At 48.1% G+C, this 18,962-nt stretch carries 13 protein-coding genes; 1 reads left to right on the forward strand and 12 read right to left on the reverse strand.

Annotated elements, in window-relative coordinates:
• Position 1: 1 nt before the first annotated feature.
• From tpiA to BN2373_RS07300, 8 genes are all read right to left on the reverse strand, one after another.
• Positions 2-757, reverse strand: a complete 756-nt coding sequence (gene tpiA, locus BN2373_RS07265; protein ID WP_053943412.1) for a triose-phosphate isomerase — start codon at positions 755-757, stop codon at positions 2-4.
• A gap of 9 nt (positions 758-766) precedes the next feature.
• Entirely contained in the window at positions 767-1,963 is a 1,197-nt protein-coding gene (locus BN2373_RS07270) for a phosphoglycerate kinase (protein WP_053943413.1), read from the reverse strand.
• Between the two features lie 106 nt (positions 1,964-2,069).
• Positions 2,070-3,080 (reverse strand): type I glyceraldehyde-3-phosphate dehydrogenase, encoded by a 1,011-nt coding sequence (gene gap, locus BN2373_RS07275; protein WP_053943414.1) that lies wholly within the window; start codon positions 3,078-3,080, stop codon positions 2,070-2,072.
• Positions 3,081-3,275: 195 nt separating this feature from the next.
• The gene (locus tag BN2373_RS07280) at positions 3,276-4,265 is read right to left on the reverse strand and encodes a peptidylprolyl isomerase (RefSeq protein WP_053943415.1); all 990 of its coding nucleotides are present in this window, start codon (positions 4,263-4,265) and stop codon (positions 3,276-3,278) included.
• Between the two features lie 11 nt (positions 4,266-4,276).
• Complete coding sequence (gene mfd / locus BN2373_RS07285) at positions 4,277-7,801, reverse strand: transcription-repair coupling factor (protein WP_053943416.1); 3,525 nt, start codon at positions 7,799-7,801, stop codon at positions 4,277-4,279.
• On the reverse strand, positions 7,798-8,499 hold the full coding sequence (gene pth / locus BN2373_RS07290; protein WP_074017985.1) for an aminoacyl-tRNA hydrolase: 702 nt from the start codon (positions 8,497-8,499) through the stop codon (positions 7,798-7,800). Before pth ends, mfd begins: the two co-directional genes overlap by 4 nt.
• Positions 8,499-9,449 (reverse strand): ribose-phosphate diphosphokinase, encoded by a 951-nt coding sequence (locus tag BN2373_RS07295; RefSeq protein WP_053943417.1) that lies wholly within the window; start codon positions 9,447-9,449, stop codon positions 8,499-8,501. The genes pth and BN2373_RS07295 overlap by 1 nt, the downstream gene beginning before the upstream one ends.
• A gap of 107 nt (positions 9,450-9,556) precedes the next feature.
• A complete protein-coding gene (locus BN2373_RS07300; RefSeq protein ID WP_053943418.1) occupies positions 9,557-10,675 on the reverse strand; it encodes a hypothetical protein in 1,119 nt (372 codons plus the stop codon).
• A gap of 133 nt (positions 10,676-10,808) precedes the next feature.
• On the opposite strand from BN2373_RS07300, the gene murC reads away from it, so the two are divergent.
• Positions 10,809-12,209: a UDP-N-acetylmuramate--L-alanine ligase gene (murC, locus tag BN2373_RS07305; protein WP_053943419.1), complete on the forward strand. Its 1,401-nt coding sequence runs from the start codon at positions 10,809-10,811 to the stop codon at positions 12,207-12,209.
• A gap of 73 nt (positions 12,210-12,282) precedes the next feature.
• On the opposite strand, the gene BN2373_RS07310 is transcribed toward murC, so the two are convergent.
• The 4 genes from BN2373_RS07310 to BN2373_RS07325 are packed head-to-tail and all read right to left on the reverse strand — an operon-like array spanning position 12,283 to position 18,952.
• Positions 12,283-13,380 carry a tetratricopeptide repeat protein gene (locus BN2373_RS07310; protein WP_053943420.1) on the reverse strand — a complete coding sequence of 366 codons (1,098 nt, stop codon included), beginning with the start codon at positions 13,378-13,380 and terminating at the stop codon, positions 12,283-12,285.
• On the reverse strand, positions 13,377-14,087 hold the full coding sequence (locus tag BN2373_RS07315) for a hypothetical protein (RefSeq protein WP_053943421.1): 711 nt from the start codon (positions 14,085-14,087) through the stop codon (positions 13,377-13,379). The genes BN2373_RS07310 and BN2373_RS07315 overlap by 4 nt, the downstream gene beginning before the upstream one ends.
• Before the next feature lie 11 nt (positions 14,088-14,098).
• Positions 14,099-16,465 carry an endonuclease MutS2 gene (locus BN2373_RS07320; RefSeq protein ID WP_053943422.1) on the reverse strand — a complete coding sequence of 789 codons (2,367 nt, stop codon included), beginning with the start codon at positions 16,463-16,465 and terminating at the stop codon, positions 14,099-14,101.
• Positions 16,466-16,519: 54 nt separating this feature from the next.
• Positions 16,520-18,952 (reverse strand): peptidase U32 family protein, encoded by a 2,433-nt coding sequence (locus tag BN2373_RS07325; RefSeq protein ID WP_053943423.1) that lies wholly within the window; start codon positions 18,950-18,952, stop codon positions 16,520-16,522.
• Between the last annotated feature and the right edge of the window lie 10 nt (positions 18,953-18,962).

The following is an 18,962-nucleotide window of genomic DNA, read 5'->3' on the forward strand; positions in this document are numbered from 1 at the left end:
CTTAATTCTTCTTATAATTTACAAGCCGGGCAAAAGATTCCGCTTCCAAGCTGGCTCCGCCAACTAAAGCACCATCAATATTCTCCTGACTCATAATTTCTTTAACATTGCCCGGTTTTACAGACCCACCATACTGGATCCGAACGGACTGTCCCGCCTTTTCTCCGAAGGAAGCGGTAATTTCCTTCCGAATAAAAGCACACATTTCCTCCGCGTCTTCAGAAGAAGCGGTCTTGCCGGTTCCGATGGCCCAGATGGGTTCATAAGCGATAACAATCTTTTCAAAATCATCTTCATGTAGACCTTGGAAGTCAGAGGCGAGCTGGTCGGAAACTTTTTTCTGAGCCAAGCCACCTTCTCTTTCCTCCAGGCTTTCACCGACACAAAGGATAGGCTTAAATCCCTGGTCCAAAGCCGCCTTAACCTTTTTCTGAATGAAATCATCATCTTCTTTGAAAATGGTTCGGCGTTCGGAGTGTCCGATGATAATATATTCTACTTCATAGTCTTTGAGCATGGGGCCTGAAATCTCGCCGGTATATGCTCCCTCTGCCTCATGGAAAAAATTTTCCGCCCCCAGGCGGAGGCAAGAGCCTTCCATCGCTTCCCGAACAGAAGGAATATCGATGGAGGGAACGCAAACCAAGGCTTCCACTTCACTATCCAGATCCAAGTTTTTAATCTCCTGAATTAAAAGCCCGGCTTGATAGGGCGTTTTATTCATTTTCCAGTTTCCGGCAATTAATGGTTTTCTCATACGTCCTCCTTATCGGTCGCTAATGGCAGCAATCCCGGGTAAGACCTTTCCCTCTAAGAATTCCAGGGAAGCACCTCCCCCAGTGGAAACATGGGTAATCTTATCTTTATAACCGGCTTTTTCTACTGCAGAAGCGGAATCTCCACCGCCAACGATGGTAACCCCTTGGCATTCAGCGAGGGCTTTAGCAACAGCAAAGGTCCCTTGAGCAAAATCATCTAATTCAAAAACCCCCATAGGTCCGTTCCAAATCACAGTTCCGGCGGCTTTAATCTCCTGAGCAAAAAGTTTGGCGGTTTCCGGACCAATATCTAAAGACATTTTATCTACCGGAATCCGGTCAATCTTGACGACTTGGGTAGTCTGTCCATCAGCAACTTGATCGGCAATGACGCCGTCAAGAGGAAGAAGGAATTTAACCCCTTTTTCTTTCGCTTTGTTCAGAAGATTTCCTGCCAATTCCATCTTATCTTCTTCTAAAAGCGAAGTTCCAATCTCCAAGCCCTGACTCTTCAAAAAAGTATAGGCCATGCCTCCGCCAATAAGAATGGTGTCCACCTTATCTAAAAGATTTTCAATTACACCGATTTTATCCGATACCTTGGCTCCTCCAAGAATGGCAACAAAGGGTCGAACAGGCTTGTCCAAAGCCTTGCCCATAATTTCCACCTCTTTTTGAACCAACCGGCCCAAACAGGAAGGCAAAAGTTCGGCAAGACCAACATTAGAGGCGTGAGCTCTATGACAGGTGCCAAAGGCATCATTGACGAAAACATCACCCAACTTTGCGAGGTCCTTGCCAAAATCAGGATCATTCTTCTTTTCTTCAGGGCGGAAGCGAGTATTCTGAAGAAGGGCAACTTGCCCGGATTCCAGAGATTTAAGGGTTTTTACGACCTCATCATCAACCACACGGTCGGAATCGGCGAAAAGGACTTCCTGACCCAGAAGTTGGGAAAGATGATCTGCAACAGGCTTCAATGAAAAAGCTTCGGAAGGCTCCCCTTTTGGACGTCCGAGATGAGAAAGAAGGATAACTTTCGCTCCCTGATCCATTAGATAGTGGATGGTAGGAAGGGCCGCCCGAATCCGAGCATCATCCATAATCTTTCCGGACCCATCCTTGGCCATGGGGACGTTAAAATCCACCCGGACCAAAACTCTTTGGTTCTTTACATTCAAATCTTCTAAATTTTTTTTGGTCATAGGATCTCCTTTCGCAAGGTAATGAAAATCTCATTGATACAGAGCTTCTCAAAATATTGCAGAAAAAAGGCGGAAAAGGCCTAACCTCTTCCGCCTTTCGGGCAAATTACTTAGAAAGCTTGGTGATGTATTCCAGAGTCCGGACCAACTGGCAAGTATATCCGTATTCGTTGTCATACCAGGCAACAGTCTTAACAAGCTGGTTATCTCCGGTTTCAACAACCTTGGTTAAGGTGGCGTCAAAGATGGATCCTGCGGTGGTTCCGATCACATCGGAGGAAACAATCTCATCTTCGTTATAAGCAAAGGAGGGATTGGCCGCCTTTTTCATTGCTGCATTAACTTCTTCCTCAGTTACCTTCTTCTCAAGGACGGAATAAAGCTCAGTGATGGAGCCGGTGGCAACAGGAACGCGGAGAGCAGTTCCATCAACAATACCCTCAACTTCAGGAATAACCTTACCAACAGCCTTAGCTGCTCCGGTAGAAGTGGGAACTGTATTTTGAGCACCAGCACGACCTCTGCGGAAGTTGTTGGCCTTGTTGGGAGAGTCCTGAATAGCCTGGTTTCCGGTATATCCGTGGATAGTCGACATCTGAGCCACTTTAATGCCGAAGTTTTCTTTCAGAACCTTGACCATTGGCGAGAGGCAGTTGGTTGTGCAGGAGGCACCGGAAACAATAATATCGTCAGCATTGATGACATCCTCATTTACGCCATAGACAACCATCTTGACGCCTTCACCCTTCGCCGGGGCGGAAATCAAAACTTTCTTGGCACCGGCATCGATATGGGCCTGGGCCTTGTCCTTGGAAGTATAAAAACCTGTGCATTCCAAAACCACATCCACATCTAATTCCTTCCAGGGAAGTTTAGAAGCATCCGGTTCCGCAAATACTTTAATATGGTCACCGTTAACGGCAAAGCCTTCTTCCGTCTCTTCAATCTCACCATCGAAGGTTCCCTGCATGGTATCATACTTAAACAGGTAGGTTAAAAACTTCTTGTCAACCAGGTCGTTGATTGCTACGACATCAATATCATTGAGGGTCTGAATACGACGAAGAGCCAGACGTCCGATACGTCCAAAACCATTAATTGCTACTTTTGTTGCCATGCATAACCTCCTAAGTTTTGCTTGCATTCCTAAAATTCCATTTTTTACATTCACGGTTTATTATACCCAAATGGAGAAATAAAAACGACCAAGCAGAAAAAAGCTTGGTCGTTTTTTAGATTTTTTTCGATGAATCGAATGTGGTATAGATCCGGTTTAGGGAGACTCATAGGCCTCAGCCTTGTCAATCTCCCCTTACTTGGATTCAGCCGATGACTCTTGACTACCGGATGTCGCACTTTCCTGTTCGGAACTTGCTTCCTTAGATTCACCGGAATCTGCCCCGGATTCTTCAGAAGCTTTACCGGACTCTTCCGCTTTCTTCTCTCCGGGGTATTCTACCTTCGCCTCGTCGACAAGTTTCTGGAGGTAGGTCTGGTAGGGTTCTTCCGTAAGAGCCGTTAGAATCTCATCCTTGACGGAATCAACGGTATTATAGTTCTTGTTGAGGCGAATAATATGATAGCCGAACTGTGTTTTAATCGGATCGGAAATCTCTCCCTCTTTCAAGGCCAAAAGAGCCTTCGCAAAGACCGGATCATACGTATTGGGGTTTTGGATGCCTAAAGCACCACCCGCTTGAGCAGATCCGTCTTTAGAAACAGCTTTTGCCACATCTTCAAAGGACTCTCCCCCATCGATCTTCTTCTTGGCTTCCTTAGCTTCTTCTTCCGTGGAAACGAGAATATGAGAAGCATCCACCTTCACCAATTTCTCTTTATTATCCTCAAAATACTTCTTGATGTCGGCTTCGGAAGGAGCATTCTTTTTCGCATACATTTCCTTATGCTTGCGAGAGATCGTCTCAAACTTCAGCATTTCTTTCATTTGATCATCGGAAATTTTCAGAACTTCTAAGGTTCTCCGATAGCCCTCGGCACCGCCATAAGCTTTAACAGCCTTATCAAAGTCTTCCTTGTAGTCCTCATCCGTCAGTTTGATCTCGTTTTTCTCCAGATCCTGACGCATAACCACTTCCTGAACCAACTGTTTTTTAATCGTTTCAGGGAGTTGGTACTGGGCAGCAATCATCGATTTGATCACATCCAGCTGAACATCATAGCGTTCCTGAGCAACTTTTTCCCCGTTTACGGTGGCGAAGGTTCCCCCGCCGGCACCACATCCGGTTAAGAGTAAAGAGAGGGCAAGGCCTCCTGCCAGGACTTTCTTCAATTGATCTTTCATTCATTCCTCCGTTAGTTCTTCTTTTCCGCTTTAAGCTTTCGTACAAAGTTCACCAGGTTTGTTAACTCCCTAATCTTGTTAGGCGTTGACTTAACCTTGAACTTGGGTTGAGCTTGAAAATCAAAAGAAAGGGGGCCAGAGAAGGTCTCCGCAATCTCTTTCAATTCCTCAACACTAAACAAATCAAAACTATCATACCTCAACTCGATGAAATCATCGATTTCTTTGACCTGGCTGAAGCCCACTTGTGAAGCCCATCGCTTGATCAAAACAATATCCATCAAGTTAATGACTGACCTGGGTGGATCACCGAAACGGTCAATGAGTTCCTCAATGATTATACTATACTCTTCCTCGTTGTCTATGGAGGCAATTTGTCGATACATCATTATCTTCTCTGACGATTGGCCGATATAAGAATCCGGAATATAGGCAGAAGCTTTGATATCCACATTGATCTCCCTGATTCTCTCTTCTGCCTCCTCCCCTTTTACCCGGGAAACCGCCTCCTCCAGCATCTTTACATAGAGATCATAGCCGATGGATTCGATGTGACCGGATTGGGACTCCCCTAAAATATTTCCGGCTCCACGAAGCTCCAAATCACGCATGGCAATTTTATAGCCGGATCCGAACTCGGTAAAGTCACGTATCGCCTTAAGACGCTTTTCACTATCTTCCGAAAGAACTTTATCCCTCTGGTAAGTAAAATAAGCATAGGATCTCCGGTCTGCCCGGCCAATCCTCCCTTTTAGCTGGTAAAGCTGGGAGAGGCCCATCCGGTCTGCTCTCAATACAACCAGGGTGTTAACATTGGGAATGTCCATTCCTGTCTCCACAATGGCGGTAGCGAGAAGGATATCCACGTCCCCTGAAACAAAAGATTCCATAACCCCTTCCAGCTGGTTGGTGGTCATCTGACCATGGGCAATGGCTAAATTGGCTTCAGAAACCAGACTTTGGATATGGCCGGCTACTTTATTGATGTCATAGACCCGGTTATGGATAATATACACCTGACCGTCTCGGTCAAGTTCCCGCTCGATGGCATCCTGGACAACACCGGGATCATATTCCATGACGTAGGTGGTCGTAGGGTAACGTTCTTCGGGAGGCTCCTCCAATAATGACATATCTCTTATCCCGGTGAGAGAAAGCTGGAGGGTTCTGGGAATCGGTGTGGCGGACAGGGTAAGAACATCCACATTCTTCCACCTCTTTTTGATCTTTTCCTTATCCTTAACTCCAAACCGCTGCTCTTCGTCCACAATCAGGAGGCCAAGGTCATGAAAATGAATGTCTTTTGAGAGGAGGCGGTGGGTCCCCACCACAATATCCACGCTTCCTTTTTCAATCTGTTGAATCACTTCCTTCTGCTTTTTTGTGGTCTTAAATCGGGATAGATACTCCACCCTGGCCGGAAAGTTACGGAAACGGTCCTTAATCGTCTGATAGTGTTGCTGAGTCAGAATCGTCGTTGGACAGAGGAAGGCTACCTGTTTGCCATCCATGATCGCCTTAAATGCAGCACGAAGAGCAACTTCAGTCTTTCCGTAGCCCACATCTCCACAAAGGAGGCGGTCCATGGGCTTGACGGATTCCATATCCTCTTTAATTTCAGCCGTTGCCCTGATCTGTGAGGGAGTTTCTTCATAAGGAAAATCCTCCTCAAATTTTACCTGCCAGGGACTATCCGAAGCGAAAGCATATCCTTCTGCCTTGGCTCGTTCGGCATATAGAGCAACCAAATCTTCTGCAATAGCGTCTAAAGCCTTTTTTACTTTGGCCTTAGATTTTTTCCATTCGGCGGTTCCCAAGCTGTTTAATTTGGGTGCTTTGGATTCCTTGGAAATATATTTGGACACCATCCCCATCTCATCGGTTGGTACATAGAGAATATCCGAGGCACGGTAAGATATTTTGAGGAAATCCTTGGTAATTCCCCCAATGGACATGGTTTCCGTCCCCTTGAATTGACCAACTCCATAAAGCTCATGGACCACAAAATCACCCAAATCAAGGTCTTGATAATTGAGAAAATTACTTGTTTTTTTCTTGGAACGGGTTTTTTTCCGCCTTTTTGCCCCGGCAAGCTCGGTCATGGTAAGGATGGCTAACTTGGAATCGGGGTATCGGAAGCCCTGAGGATAGGATCGGTTAACGATAAGAAGCGAACCGATCGGAATTTCCGCCTCTATCTTCTGACCGATCCCTGAATCAGAAAGAAGAATGAGGTGATTGTCAAGACCGGATTCGCAGAATTGGTCAGCAATCCCCTGAGCAGAGGAGCCGGCTAAAAAAAGAATACGATAACCTTGTCCCAGCCTCCTCCTGACGGTAGCGACCAGGTCATCCCAGCGATTTTTGAAGGACTCAACTCCCATAGACCGAATCTGAATAAGCTGGTCTTCCTGAAAGTGAGACGATTGTTTGAGAATCTGAGAAAGGTTAACTTGTACCCGGTCCTGAAAACCGGCTAAAACCTCCTCCTTTTCTTTCAAAAAATGCAGATGAGAAGGAAGAATATCTCCCCGGGCCATCTGGTGGGTCAGGTCCTCCGCTTCGAGTCGGATCCGGTATTCCTCTTTTTCCAACATACGGTCAAGATCCTCAAAAACCACCATGCTATCATCAGGAAGATAGGCTGAAAGAGAGGCAAGCGTCTCAGGGGGCAAAAATGGTAGAAGAAAGTCTGTGGGAGCAGTCTTTCCTCCTTCTTCATAGTCCTCCACCACCTGGTTGAGAACCTCACGAAGGTGACCCTCCTCCAGTTCCTGATTCTTCTTCATCATGGAGACGGATTCTTTCTTCAAATTCTTAATGGCCTCCTGTATTTCCCCGGAGGTCAGGAGGACCTCCTCTGCCGGCCCGACTTCAATTTTATTCAAATGGTCGGTGGATCGTTGATCCTCGACAGAGAAGGTCCGTATGGAGTCAATTTCAATGTCAAAAAACTCCATCCGGTAGGCTTTTTTCTCCGAGGGAGGAAAAAGGTCGACGATTCCTCCCCTAAGAGCAAATTGTCCTCGGTGTTCGACCGTCATCACCCTTTCATAGCCCATGGCCACCAGCTTTTCAATCAGATCCTCGATCGGGTACTCCTGGCCGACTTCCAGAGTTAAACGGTGAGCGAATCGATTTTCCGGAGGGCTAATGGGCCGGGCAAGAGCCTGAAGAGTAGTGGTAACAATGAGAGAGCCTCCGGAGAGCAATCTTTCCATCACTTCCATACGCTTTTGTCGATTGGAGGAGATGACGGAATCCGCACGAAAAAAATTAATCTCTTCATTGGGAAAGTAATAGGCTCTGCCTTCCGTAATCGACTCCAGGCCTTCAGTAATTTCAATCGCCCTTTTCTCGGTTGAGGCCACAAGAAAAACAGGTCTATTCATCGTCTCCGCTAGGAAGGCTAGGAAATGACCTGTTGATTCCGGAAGAAGGCCATGGAGGTAAATCCTCTTCGCTCCTCCCTCTACTGCCTGGAGGAAGCGATTAACATAGCGGTCCGATTTAAGAAGGTTTGTAATAACATTCATTCTCTAGTTTTTTTCTCTCCACAACGTCCGGCCTTTTTTATAAAAGCCGCTTGGTTTAACCGTGCTTGATCTTCCAGGGTGATCTCCTTTTTCTCCTCGTTTGACGGTTTAGGGAGTTTATCAGAAATCCAACCGTTAAAATGGTTCATAGCGGCTTCTACACCCTGATCCAGAATAAGCTCAATCGCCTGGCAAGCTTTATCCACTTCATCATCAATCACCTTCTCTTCATCAGAAGTGAAGGTGGATAAAACAAAGTCCGCCAAATCCTGGCTGGCCAACCTCCTGCCTACGGCAAGGCGTATTCTGGGAAAGTCTGTTCTTGAAAGCGAGGAGACAATGGACTTCATCCCATTGTGCGATCCGGCACTTCCCTGCCCCTTTATTCGAATGGTTCCGAGCTCGATGTCAATATCATCGTAAACAAGGATAAGGTGTCCGGGTTCAAGCTTGTAAAAGTTTTCAATGGCCTGGACAGCTTGACCGGATTCGTTCATATAGGTTTGTGGCTTGACCAGGAGGATCTTCTGACCCTCCCGGCGACCCTGTCCAACCAGGGCCTTCCACTTGACCTGGTTAACATTCACCGACCACTTCTGGGCTAAGCGATCAATTACCCGGAAGCCCATGTTATGACGGGTATGGGCATAACGGTCTCCGGGATTGCCCAGGCCAACAACGACATAAAGATCACTCATTAGAAAAGCTCACTTACCGATTCATAGTTATAGATACGCCGGATGGCTTCCGCCAGCTGGGGTCCGATAGAAACCACTTCCATCTTTGAACTATCCTTGCTTTCCGGCAGATGGACAGAGTTGGTTACCACACACTTCTTAACGGCCGAGCCTTCAATTCGTTCCACAGCCGGTCCGGAGAGGAGGGCATGAGATGCGGTAATATAAACATCCTTAGCTCCCGCTTTTTCAGCGAGGAAATTGGCGGCATTGGTGATGGTACCGGCAGTGTCGATAATATCATCGATGATGATGCAATTCTTTCCCTGCACATCACCGATAATATTTTCAACAACGGATTCGTTAGGCCGGGGACGTGTTTTCTCAATGATGGCAATAGGAAGATCAAGATCATGAGAAAATTTCCGGGCACGGGTAACTCCACCAAGATCAGGAGAGACAACCACCCACTGATCGGGAGCTTCTTCAACGAGAGGTTTGAAATAACGGGCCAGGAGGTGGCCGGCGGCCAAGTGGTCCACAGGAATATTGAAATAACCTTGAATCTGTCCGGCATGAAGGTCGACTGTGATTACACGGTCAACACCTGCGGTTTCCAGAAGATCAGCGACCAATTTTGCCGTAATCGGTTCTCTGCCTGCCGTCTTTCTGTCCTGACGAGCATAACCATAATAAGGAATAACAACGTTAACCCGATTAGCGGATGCTCTCTTCAGGGCATCACAGATGATGAGGACTTCCATCAAATGTTCGTTGACGGGATAAGATGTGGGCTGAACCAAAAAAATGTCATATCCACGTACCGTTTCATTGATCTTGACTTGAATTTCTCCATCCGCAAAATGGCTGAGTTCCATATCGCCTAAAGGTTTTTTCAATATGGAACAAATTTCTTCCGTCAACTTTGGGTTCGAAGATCCTGAAAAGATCTTCATTCCACGTGCATCCATGCTTCCTCCTAACGTTATAAGCGACAAATCCTTATCTATTATATACCAAGGGCGGAGGAAGGAGACCTTTTTCCCTACCTCTCCCTAATTTAAGAATGATGACGTCTTTACAGGGTTCCTTTTTCCTTCCTCTTTGCCACATAACCCGGAATTATCTTTGTCTCTGCCCGCTCAACAGCCAGACTCCCCTCCTCTACCCGGGTGGTAATCGTTGAACCGGCAGCAATAAAGCCTTCATTTTCTACCACTACCGGAGCCACCAGGTTGGCATTGGACCCGATAAAGGCCCCATCGCCTACTTTTGCCTGATGTTTATTCTTTCCATCATAATTACAGAAGATAACCCCACAAGAAATGTTAACATCATTCCCAACCTCGGCATCCCCGATATAGGCAAGATGACCGGCCTTGGTTCCCTGGCCCAGGCTTGCCTTCTTTACTTCAACAAAGTTTCCGATATGGACCCCTTTGCCCAGGTGGGCATGGGGACGAAGGTGGGAAAAGGGGCCAATATTGGATCCGTCTTCCATAGTGGAGGATTCAATGATTGAAGAACGAATGACGACATTATCGCCTATGGTCGATTGATCGATATTGCTGCCATCGGTGATCCGGCAATTTTCTCCAATCACCGTTTTTCCGGTAATTTGAACGCAGCCCTGGATCCAGGTCCCTTTTCCAATTTGAACATCGGGATCGATAATCGTATCAAAGGGCCGGTCAATCCGAACACCGGCTTTCATCAGTCGCTTGTTATATTCACCATGGATAGCATGACCGGCCATGGCCAAAGTGGAAAAGTCACAAATATGAGGAAGGTTAAAATCTAAGCTTCTACACTCCTTCAGTTGACTATCAAAAAGAGGAATAAGGTCTTCAAAAACAAGATCCTTTTCCCGGATTTGATGAAGAAGGTCCGGATTATCCTCCTCTTTCACCCAGAGGTAAGCAACAATCTCCAGACCCTCATCGCGGATGGCCGTATACGCCATCTCAAAAAAATCATGAATGGTTCCTGCCAAGGGGAGGGGAAAACCTGCAGAAATAAAAAAAACTTCCTCTTCCTCACCCCTTAGCTGAGAAAGTGGGACAGTCTCCAATCCGAAATCACGACAAGCATTCTCCACTAATTCTCCCATCGGATGGTTCATAAGGGTAAGGAGATCCTCCTTGCCTTCCTCCTTCAGGGCTTTGGTAAATTCATTATCCAAGACAACAGCTCTCATTGCAGACCTCCCGGTTCAATTGAATGACTTTTTTCGTTTTCATTATACACAATCCTTCCCCCAAATGAAGCGGTTCATGCCATAGCTTCCCATTTTGTGTTATTATGAGTTGATTTCATGAAGAGGAGGAAGCATGTTCACTTTTGATATGGACCCCCTAAGGTCCCAAATAAAGAGTATACACTTTATCGGCATCGGAGGCACCTCCATGTCCGGTATTGCCGAACTTTTATTCGATAAAGGCTTTACGGTCACCGGATCCGACCGAGAAGAAGGGTCCTATACCCACCATCTCAGAAAAAAAGGGATTCCCATCGTCTTTGGACAAAAGGCGGAAAACATCAAAGACCAGGATCTCTTCGTCTATACCGATGCTATCCCGGAAACAAATCCTGAACTCATCGCTGCCCGGGCAACAGGACGACCCGTTGTCTCCCGAGGCCGGGTTCTGGGAGCCATCATGAGAAATTATGCACACTCCATTGCCATTTCAGGAGCCCATGGAAAATCCACCACCACCTCCATGATGGCTGAAATCCTCCTCTCTGCCGAGGGTGAAGATCCCACCATCCTAATTGGGGGTGCCCTGGATGAGATGGGAGGAAACTGCCGAAGCGGTGATGGAGACATCTTTTTAGCTGAAGGCTGTGAATATAAAGGAAACATTCGCTTTTACTTTCCCTCTATCGCTGTCATCCTTAATATTGATGTTGACCATTTAGATTATTACAAGGATTTGAACGACATCATCCATACCTTTGAACACTATATGGAGAATATCCCCCAAGACGGTCTCGCCATCCTCAATATGGATGACCCCAACTCTCGAAGCTTAAAGGATTTCGTCAAAGGAAAGGTAGCTTTTTTCTCCATGGACAATCATGAAGCGGATGTTCATGTAGAAAACATTGTCTATACAAACCTGGGTCAGCCGGCATTCACATTAGTCTTTAAGGATGGAGAATGCCTGGACATCCAACTCGGGGTTTTAGGGGATTTCAATATTCGTCACGCTATGGCGGCAAGCCTGGCTGCCCGAGCGGCCGGCCTTTCCTTTGAGACCATCAAAAAGGGTCTGGAATCCTATCGTTCTCTCCACCGGAGGATGGAGGATATGGGAAGCTTCCGCGGTGCCCGGGTTCTTACCGACTATGGCCACCATCCTGCGGAAATCCAAGCCACCCTGGAAACCATTCATCCCCATGTTAAAGGTCGTTTTTACTGTGTTTTTGAGCCCCACACCTACTCCCGGACGCGAACCCTGATGAAGGACTTTGCAAAAACCTTCAGTGATTGCGATGAAGCCATCATTACAAAAATATACGGAGCCCGTGAAGTTGACGACGGATCTGTCCGCTCGGAAGAATTGGTGGATCAGGTCCTCGCTCAGGGTGACCGGGCAGTCTATCAAGAGACCTACCAGGATGTGGTGGACTACCTGAAAACTAAAGTGACACCGGATGACCTCATCCTGACCACAGGATGCGGAAAGGCCGATGAGATTGCCAAACTCCTGGTTGCCCAGGGAGAGTAATGATCAACATATCAAAAAACTAAACCCCTGCCAAACGGAAGCGATCAAGCTCACCGAAGGGCAGGGGTTTTTATTAGGAAATTTCCTCACGAAGGGACATGATTTCATTAAAAAACTCATCCGACAGATCATCATAGGAAAGGAGCTCATTGATGTCCTCCATGGCCCGGTCATTTTTTCCGGAGAGAGCAAGGAGGATGGCCCGATTAAAACGGAGGCGGAGGGCGGCAGGAAAGCGGTCCAATCCCTTATTTGCCGCAGCCAGAGCCTGGTCCCTTTTTCCGCAGGCATTGAGCGTATATACCCAACCGTTATACAGGTCTTCAAAGTCCCCACCTCGGTCCAAAGCCTCCTGGAAAGCAAATGCTGCCAGGTCATAGGCGGAGAGATTCTGATAGCTTAAACCCAAATAGTAGCAAACATCGTAACGCTTACTATGTTTTGCCAGCTTGCTCAGGATGTCCACCGACCGGGAATAGTCTGCCCGCCGCATGAAATAAAGAGCAGACTCTATTTCCGTTTCTGGTTCAATATTCTCCATTAACAAACGGACCTCTTCTTTCATCTCCGGATCCTCTGCCCACTCCAGGGCCCGCTTGTAATAGGCGGTGGCTTTAGAATAATGACCCATTCCCTCATTCAATTGACCCAAGGCGATATTCGCCAGGGGGGAACGATCATCCATATCCAAAGCTTTTTCCAAAATATGGGAGGCTTGGTGAACCATATCTTCCCGATCCTCTTCACTGAGAGAGGGAATTTTCCACAGGAGATCCCCCAGGTGAATAAGGGCCGACGTATTTTCCGGATTGATTATGGAAGCTGAACGAAAAGCAATCAGGGCATCTACATTCTTCCCTTTGGCTTCCGCCTCCAAGCCCATTTGAAGAGCAAATCGGTCGGCCTCTTTAACCGTTCGGCCCAAAAGATCCTTATACTCTTTCGCATAAGTGAAGTCGGGATCAATCCCCAAGTTCCAAATCATCCCTTTCACAAAAAAGGAATACTCAATCTCCTGGTCCAAATGTCCATTCTCAATACCTCCGAGAAAATCCTGAAGGCGGATAGGCAGGGGAATTGGACCTATCCCCCATTTCTTTTGAGCGTCCTCCTTCAAGTCAAGGTAGGCCAGATCTTTGGTAAACCGGATAAAATAATCCTCAAGTCTCAATACCGGCTCCTTTCATGGTAGGCCCGGGATCTCTTTGAGGTCCGGGACAGGATCATAAAGAGTAACCCTTTGGTGTAATAGAAGACGGCCTTGAGAAGGGCATATCCCACAATAAAAATAAAGGACTCCGTTCCGGGAATGGAAGCCATGATTGACCACCCCATTCCCAGGCTCCGGTAAATCAAGATGGCGACCAGGACATAGGGAATCACGATAAGAATATTTTCCTTCCAAAAATGGAGAAGTGAAGAAAAAATGGTGTTCATGGTCTCACCGGACTGGTAAACCTCCTCATAGGCCGGGCTGATAAAAACAGACCAGACGAGAAAAAGAATGAGGTAGCCTGTTGAAGCCAGGATAGGACGGCCTAAGCTGGCGGCCAGCATTTCCACCAGGTAGAAAACAAAGTAAACCTGGCTCAAGGGAGCCAAGTAACCCTGGTCATACTCGGCCAGGTCTTCCATGGTCAGGCTCCCTCGACGAAAAAGTCTGGTCAGTAAGCCGGCTAAATGAGTGAGGATGGCCAATTGAATAAACCAGCGGATAAATCCGCTAAGAATGGAATTGCCCATCTGGGTAAAAAGGTTGTTAACCAAATTCGTCAGTGTCAAGTATAAAATAAAAGCCAAGACCAGGACGGGCAAGCCCTTAATATGATCTTTGATCTCCTTGAATAATCTCTGATAAACCAGTGCGAAATCCTTCATCCTTCCTCCCTTTACTTGAGTTCCACCTCTGTTACCCCGCTGCCACCCTGGTCGGGCTTGGCAAACTCGTAGCTTTTTACTCGACGGTCCCTGGCAAGAAACTCCTGAACTCCCTGTCTGAGGGCTCCCGTTCCTTTTCCATGAATAATACGAACTTTCTCCAAACCGGCTAACACCGCGTCGTCCAGGTAACGGTCAACTCGGTCCATTGCCGACTCAAATCGCTCCCCTCGCAAGTCCAGTTCCAAAGAAATCCCGGCATCTTTTCTGCGCTGAATAATTAACTGCGTTTGACCTTGATTTTTGGAAGAATTTCCATCATCCTCCATCCTTCGGAGGTCATTAACATTGGCTTTGACCTTAAGGATCCCCATCTGAACCATAACATCTCCATTTTTATCCGGTCCATCTACAATCCTTCCCTCATCACCAATGGAGAGAATTTCCACGGCTTCCCCGATTTTCAGTCCCTGAGGAGCCTTGTGGGGTTTCATCTTCTTTTTGACGGGACCGGAACCGCCCAGACGGCCTTCCATGGCCTTTGCCCGGTCATTGACTGCGGTCAGGGTTCGGTCCAGATCTCGACTATCTTCAACCTGATCGATGGCTTTTTTTGCCTCCCGAATCATCCGCTGAGCCTGGTCTCTGGCTTCTTGAAGGAGGTCTCTGGCTTCCTTCTTGGAGGCCTCCAACTTTTTCTCATAGTCGGTCTTTGACCGGTCGAGGTCCGCTTTCATAGCGGATAGTTTTTCCTGGTATTCCTGTCTTTCTTTTTCCATACTCTCCCGGGCCAGGCGGGTTTCTTCCCGGCTTCTCTCAATATCCTGAAGAACATCCTCGAATTGAACCGTATCCGAGTCTACCAGACTCTTGGCTTCATCTAAAAGATCTTCAGGCATGCCCAATCGTTTGGTGATCTCAAAGGCATTGGACCGTCCGGGAAGGCCGATCTGTAGACGGTAAGTGGGTGAAAGGGTTTGAACATCAAATTCCACCGAGGCATTCTGAACGCCGGGAGACCGGATAGCGAAAAGCTTAAGCTCGCTGTAATGGGTGGTCGCTACCGTCCGTATTCCCCGACGGGTCAGACGAGATAAGATGGCCATAGCCAGGGCTGCCCCTTCCACCGGATCCGTCCCCGATCCGATCTCGTCAAAGAGGAGGAGGGAACGGGAATCAGCATTGGCCAAAATTTTAATGATGTTGTCCATGGATGCGGAAAAAGTAGAAAGCGAGAGTTCAATGGATTGCTTATCTCCGATGTCAGCATAGATGGACTTGAAAACCCCCAGTTTGGAGTTGGACCGGCAGGGGATTTGGAGGCCGGATTGGCCCATGACCTGGAGGAGGCCGACAGTCTTTAAGGTAACGGTCTTTCCGCCCGTATTTGGACCGGTGATGATGAGGGTCGAAAAGTCTTCCCCTAAAGAGAAATCAATCGGCACGACATCTTTACCCAAAAGGGGATGCCGGGCTTCTTTCAAATCAATGGACCGGTCATCAGTAAAGAAGGGTCGGGATCCATGAATCTCCAGGGCATATTTTGCCTTAGCAAAGGTCTTATCGATATATTGAAGCTTTCCTTCGTTTCCGGAAATCTCATCGGCAAAACTGGCCACTTCCATGGAAAAATCAGCCAAAATCCGCTGGATTTCCTCCTTCTCCTCCCCCTCCAGTTCTCGAATCTCGTTGTTGAGTTCCACGATGGCCAAGGGTTCCATAAAGACCGTAGCCCCAGAAGCGGATTGGTCATGAACCAGTCCCCGGAAGGATCCTCGGGACTTTGCCTTGACCGGGAGGACATAGCGACCGTCCCGCATAGTGATGAGGTTTTCACTCAAATAGCCTGCCTGACCGGCAGAGATCATAATATCATTCAGTTTTCCTCGAACCGAATCCTGCTTGGCTTTCATCGCCCGGCGGATCCGAAAGAGGGCGGATGAAGCGGAGTCATTCATTACCCCTTCGGCTTCAATGGCTGAAGTGATGGATTCTTCCAGGCCTTTTTGCACAAAAAGAGAACGAATTTCAGCGACAAAATGGCTGGTTTCCGCCTCCTTACAATAATCGATGAGGGCCCTTGCGACGCGAAGGCCTTCCGCAATTTCCAAAAGTTGGCCCATGGAGAGAATTCCACCCAGGCTGGCCCGCTTAACGGCAGGACGAACCGAATAGATTCCGAATAAAGGAGGATTGGAATACGCCAGGAGAAGGTCGACCGCATTTTGGGTCTCTTCCTGAATTTGGTTGAGATAAGCGGGATCGGAAAGAGGCCGGATCTTCTTCACGGCTTCTTTTCCCAAAGGAGAGGCAGCAAAATGAGCAAGCCGGTCTAAAACTTTATTAAATTCCAAACTTTCAAGTACAAGCTGATCCATGAATGTCCTACTTTCAGGGAAGAACCCTTATTTCCTGACGGTCTATTTTCGACCCTATTCAATCTCCATCGTATAGTGTCCCAATCCCCTTGCAAAGGTCCTGGTTTCCTTCCGGCCCTGGTCCCTGGGAGGAAGTAGATTTCCCTTTTTCCATTGGCTGGCCACCTTTCCGGCCTCTCCCTCTCCCCGGTCAATCACCAGGAATCGGGAGGTCAGTCCCTTAACCAGGTCAGGATTTATCCGGAGGTCCAGGAGTTCGGGCAAAAGGAGGCGACTGGTTCGATTGGTACGGATAAGCTCCCGATTCCCAAAGTCATCCTCCAGGTAGAGATCCTTACGGAAAGAGCAGCGGGGACAGTTCCGATCACCCCGACACCCCTTAATCAAAGACGCGGGACAATGACGGAGAACCATTCCCGTCATCCGTCCATAGACCGGAAGTAGCCAGGGCATGGGGTAATCAAATAGGGTCCGATATTCCTCACTCGTGAGTTCTGTTGAGGGAATGATGGCTCGAAGGCGGTGGCGAAAGACCTCTTTGCCCAAGAGAGCCTCCCCTTCCTTTCGAAGGGCATGGGCCGCCCATGCATTGAAAACCTGAAGACCCGGACCCAGGATAAGGTCCTTATCTTCCGGAATTTCTTTCACCCTCCCCCATTCGTTGATGGTAGGAAGGTAAACCCCCTTGGCCATATTCAGGCCTTCCTCGGCCTGATCCAGAAAGTCCTCAAAATGCCGGCTTTCCAGGAGTTCAGGCATGACCAGGAAGACTTCCTTGCCGGCCTCTGTCCAGGCGGAAACTACAGTCGGATCTTCGGTAATCACCAGGTCCATCCCGGCTATTTCTGTAGAAGAATAGGTGTCGGGACCCTGTTCAGTTCGGAAGAAAAGAGTGGGATCCTCCCTCTTTTCCATTGGCCAGGAAGCTTGATCTCGGTCTTTCTTCAGGGAAGTCATCCGAGCCTCTAGATCCTGTCGGTCCAGTCTAGGGCGTGAAGGAAGGGTCATTTCCTCTACGAGAAGATCAACTCCTTTTCGGCGGAAGGCATTAATGGCTCCCATGGGAAGGAAGCCCTCCCCCTCCATATCAACCCGGAGGTCCTCCAGGAAAAAGGGCGTGTTCCCCAGTTTTGCCAGGGATGAACCAAGATCCTCCGGAGATAAGGGGTGATTTTTAGCCGGATCGACCCGGTTTCCTTCCAGGAAAACAGTGTGACCCTTGGCCCTAAAGGAGGCAGATAGGGGACGACCCACCTTAAAGGAAAGATCCATAATGAGAGGAATCTTCCCCTCTTTATCTTTCTTCAACTCTTTTTCTAAGGCAACACGGATTTGTCCGGTGTAAATGGCATTAACTGAAGAACCCGGAAGTAAATCGGGGTAATCCGAAAAAAAGAGGGCTTGTCCTTGAGGGAGATCCTCCTTTAGCGTCAAAGGGAAGGCAGAGCGGCCACCCTGAACTCGAATCTGGTCCCCTCTATTAAGGTCCCTATTCGCTCGAAGGAAAGGGGTCTTTCCTTGTCGGTCGATTTTCCCCAGAAAGACTCCGGTTTCTTCTTCCTTGGAATAGGCCATTGACCGTCCGAACTCATTAAAGAAATAGCCTGAGGTGAAAGGCCGGTTGGTCATGAGGGCCAATGGGGTCGGGTCAGGCTTACTCCCTCGGAGGGCCTCCCGGTAAGCTTTAACCGCCGCATAGACATATTCCGGCTTTTTCATCCGTCCTTCAATTTTCAGCGAATGAACGCCCATCTCCCGGTAGACTGCCACCTGATCTAAGGTCATGAGATCCCGAGGAGAAAGATAGGTGTCAGCAGGACCAAGAACTTGGCCATTTGGTTTTTTCAGAAAATATGTCTTCCGGCAGGGTTGGGCACACCGTCCACGATTTCCTGATCGACCTCCCGCAAAGGAAGAAAGAAGGCACTGACCGGATTGAGAAATACAAAGCGATCCATGGACGAAGACCTCCACTTCCAGGTCGGTATTTTCCAGGACCAGACCCACCTCTTCCTGAGACATTTCCCGGCCCATAACCAGACGGTCTAATCCCCTATGCTGAGCCAGGAGAGCACCCGAAAGGGCGTTGACGGAGATCTGGGTTGATCCATGCAGGGGCAGGTCGGGAAGTAAGGTATGGGCAAGGTTGATTAGGCCGGGATCCTGGATGATAATGGCATCCGCTCCCATCTCATAAAGATCAACTAAAGTCTGAAAAGCCTCTTCCACCTCTTCCTCTTTTAAGGCAGTGTTGACCGTGATATAAACCTTACTCCCTGCCAGGTGAGCCTGACGAATCGTTTCTTTCAAGCCAGTCTTGGTAAAGTTATCAGCGTAGGCACGTGCCCCAAAGGAAAGGCCGGCCAGGTAAATGGCATCCGCCCCGGCCGCAAGGGCAGCCCGGGCCATGTCATCATTTCCAACCGGCGCCAGGATCTCGGGAAGACAAGGGGGCTTTTCTTGTCCGTTCTCTAAGTGATTGACCAATCGGAACCTC

The organism is Kallipyga gabonensis (genome assembly GCF_001286805.1).
Lineage (GTDB): Bacteria > Bacillota > Clostridia > Tissierellales > Peptoniphilaceae > Kallipyga > Kallipyga gabonensis.

Coding starts and splice junctions, on each gene's coding strand:
- tpiA (WP_053943412.1), bottom strand. CDS start 757: ATGAGAAAACCATTAATTGCCGGAAACTGGAAAATGAATAAAACGCCC.
- BN2373_RS07270 (WP_053943413.1), bottom strand. CDS start 1,963: ATGACCAAAAAAAATTTAGAAGATTTGAATGTAAAGAACCAAAGAGTT.
- gap (WP_053943414.1), bottom strand. CDS start 3,080: ATGGCAACAAAAGTAGCAATTAATGGTTTTGGACGTATCGGACGTCTG.
- BN2373_RS07280 (WP_053943415.1), bottom strand. CDS start 4,265: ATGAAAGATCAATTGAAGAAAGTCCTGGCAGGAGGCCTTGCCCTCTCT.
- mfd (WP_053943416.1), bottom strand. CDS start 7,801: ATGAATGTTATTACAAACCTTCTTAAATCGGACCGCTATGTTAATCGC.
- pth (WP_074017985.1), bottom strand. CDS start 8,499: ATGAGTGATCTTTATGTCGTTGTTGGCCTGGGCAATCCCGGAGACCGT.
- BN2373_RS07295 (WP_053943417.1), bottom strand. CDS start 9,449: ATGGATGCACGTGGAATGAAGATCTTTTCAGGATCTTCGAACCCAAAG.
- BN2373_RS07300 (WP_053943418.1), bottom strand. CDS start 10,675: ATGAGAGCTGTTGTCTTGGATAATGAATTTACCAAAGCCCTGAAGGAG.
- murC (WP_053943419.1), top strand. CDS start 10,809: ATGTTCACTTTTGATATGGACCCCCTAAGGTCCCAAATAAAGAGTATA.
- BN2373_RS07315 (WP_053943421.1), bottom strand. CDS start 14,087: ATGAAGGATTTCGCACTGGTTTATCAGAGATTATTCAAGGAGATCAAA.
- BN2373_RS07320 (WP_053943422.1), bottom strand. CDS start 16,465: ATGGATCAGCTTGTACTTGAAAGTTTGGAATTTAATAAAGTTTTAGAC.